Genomic DNA, 2,401 nt, shown 5'->3' with positions numbered 1-2,401 from the left:
GGCCGTTCGGTGACCCGGACGGGCAGGACGGAGGGTCCGGCGGGTCGGGCGGGGATTCCGGGGGTTCGGGGGGTTCGGGCGGCTCCGGCGGCAAGGAGCCGGCGCCGGACGGGTCCGAGGCGCCGCGGATCGAGAGCGGGTCGGTGACCGACGCGCTGAGCGGCATCAGTCTGCCCATCCCGGACGGCTGGTACGGCCAGGAGTCGCAGGTGGGTGCCGCGGTGACGTCGGAGAACTCGTACGACTGCCCCGGCGACACCTCCAAGACCTGCACCAAGGGCGGGGTGTACTCGGCGCCGGCCCTGGCGTTCGGCACCAAGGGCTCCACCGCCGAGGAGGTCGCCAAGGCGGACATCTCCGCCAACGCCGAGGAGAGCTACGGCGGTGCGGCCTACGGGAAGATCACCTCGCACGACGTCCTCGCGTCCAAGGCCGTGACCGTGGCCGGGCAGAAGGGCTACCTGGTGCGCTGGAAGGCGGTCACCAGCAAGGGTTCCGACGGGTACGTCCAGTCGCTGGCCTTCCCGTCCCCCGCGCAGCCGCGGCAGATGGTCGTGGTCCGCTTCGGGGTGGACACCGACCAGAAGCAGTCCGTCCTCGACGAGATCACCGAGGGCATCGAGGTGTCGTCGGGCGGCGGCGGCAACGGACAGGACGTCTGACACCCCGTACCCGACGGCCGGGTGGGACACCCCTCCGCTCAAGGGGTGTCCCACCCGGCCGGGGTGGGCGCCGCCCCCGTCCCCACGGTGCGGCGCGGTCAGGCCGCCGTACGGTCATCCCGTCGACGGCGGCCTGTGTCTCATTCGAGGCCGAGGGCCGGCAGCACGGCGGCCTCGACGAACCGGATCATGTAGTCCGCGTCCGCGTTGCGGCCCTCCAGCGTGGGCCGGACCCGCAGCACACCGAAGAGCTGCGCCGGGACGTACTCCAGCGCCGGGTTCCCGGCGGCGACCTCCCCGCGCTCGACGCCGCGCCGCAGGATCTCCTCCAGCGCGCCGATCTCCGGGTCGACCAGTGCCTCGCGCAGCGCCTGCGCCAGTTCCCGGTCCTGGATGACCGCGTGCCCGAGCGCCTGGAGCAGCGTGGTGTCCTTCGGTGACCACTCCCCCGCGCACCGCGCCGCCTCGCGCAGGTCCCCGGCGAGGGTGCCGGTGTCGATGCGGGCGAACCGCGCCTGCCGGTTGGAGCGCAGGGCGGCGGCGACGAACTGCGGCTTGGTCCGCCACTGCCGGTACAGCGTGGACTTGCTGCACCGCGTGCTGGCGGCGACGCCCTCCATGCTCACGGCGTCGTAGCCGCACTCGCGGATCTGGTCCAGCACGGCGTCGAAGAACTCCCGCTCGCGCTCCGGGGTGATCTTGGAGCGGCGCGAGGTTCCGGCCGGCCCGGGTCGGTCCGCGTCCTGCGACGTCATCGGCTCGGCTCCTTGTCCTTCCGGTGAGGTGCACGTCATCGATACGCCAGTGTACCGGTACGCGACCGTATCGGTACACTGGCGTATCGGTACGAACCCGTATCGATGAGAGTCGGTACCCGCGCGCACCGTCTGCACCACGACAGAAAGGGCCGGGGGATGAATGGCCGCAAGGAGCCTGGACCCGCGGGGTCCGACACGCCGGCGCGTCCGCCGCTCGTCCGTGAACTCCTGCTGGTGGCGGGACTCTTCCTCGTCTACAAGCTCGGCCGGCGACTGGCGACCGGCCACACCGGCGAGGCGTACCGCAACGGCCACGAGGTGTGGGACCTGGAGCGCGCGCTCCACCTGCCCGGCGAGGGCGCGGTGCAGTCCCTGCTGCTGCACGGCGACGGGCTCGCGCACCTCGCGAACACCTACTACGCGGTCGTCCACTTCCCGGCCACCGCGGCCTTCCTGGTCTGGCTCTACCTGCGCCGCCCGGCCCACTACGTCTGGGCGCGCCGGATCCTGGCGGCGGTCACCGCCGCCGCGCTGGTGCTGCATCTGACGTTCCCGCTCGCCCCGCCGAGGATGCTCGCCGCCACGGGCCTGGTGGACACCGCCCGGGTGTACGGGCCGTCGGTGTACGGCCCGCCGGAGGCCGACCCGCTCTCGAACCAGTTCGCGGCGATGCCCTCGCTGCACTTCGGCTGGGCGCTGATGGTGGCGGTCGGCCTGGTCGTCGCCACGCGCGCGTGGTGGCGGTGGCTGTGGCTGCTGCACCCGCTGGTGACGCTGCTGGTCGTCGTGGGGACGGCGAACCACTTCTGGCTGGACGCGCTCGCGGCGGCGGCGCTGCTGGGCCTCGCGCTCGTGGTGCTGGGCCTGCCGCGGCACACGGCGACGGGGGCGGTACGGACACGGGCCCGTCACGTGCCGGCGCGGGACCGGGCGCTCGCGGGGGCGGGACGGTGAGCGCCGTCGTCGTGGCCGTCCTGCTGT

General features: G+C 73.3%; 3 protein-coding genes. 2 read left to right on the top strand and 1 reads right to left on the bottom strand.

Annotated elements, in window-relative coordinates:
* A partial coding sequence (locus tag B7767_RS08610) for a hypothetical protein (protein WP_085571653.1) occupies positions 1–662 on the top strand: 662 nt, incomplete at its 5' end.
* 140 nt (positions 663–802) lie between these two features.
* Here the strand turns inward: B7767_RS08610 and B7767_RS08605 are convergent.
* A complete protein-coding gene (locus B7767_RS08605; RefSeq protein ID WP_085571652.1) occupies positions 803–1,417 on the bottom strand; it encodes a TetR/AcrR family transcriptional regulator in 615 nt (204 codons plus the stop codon).
* A gap of 159 nt (positions 1,418–1,576) precedes the next feature.
* Between B7767_RS08605 and B7767_RS08600 the strand changes: the two genes are divergently transcribed.
* Positions 1,577–2,374 (top strand): phosphatase PAP2 family protein, encoded by a 798-nt coding sequence (locus B7767_RS08600; RefSeq protein ID WP_085571651.1) that lies wholly within the window; start codon positions 1,577–1,579, stop codon positions 2,372–2,374.
* Positions 2,375–2,401: the final 27 nt, after the last annotated feature.

Source organism: Streptomyces sp. 13-12-16, from assembly GCF_002114215.1.
GTDB lineage: Bacteria > Actinomycetota > Actinomycetes > Streptomycetales > Streptomycetaceae > Streptomyces.
Note: the sequence above shows the minus strand (reverse complement) of the source record. Positions and strands in the feature narration are given on the sequence as shown.

Bases quoted from the DNA above. Each gene is read 5' to 3' on its own strand.
- B7767_RS08605 (WP_085571652.1), bottom strand. From the start codon at position 1,417: ATGACGTCGCAGGACGCGGACCGACCCGGGCCGGCCGGAACCTCGCGC.
- B7767_RS08600 (WP_085571651.1), top strand. From the start codon at position 1,577: ATGAATGGCCGCAAGGAGCCTGGACCCGCGGGGTCCGACACGCCGGCG.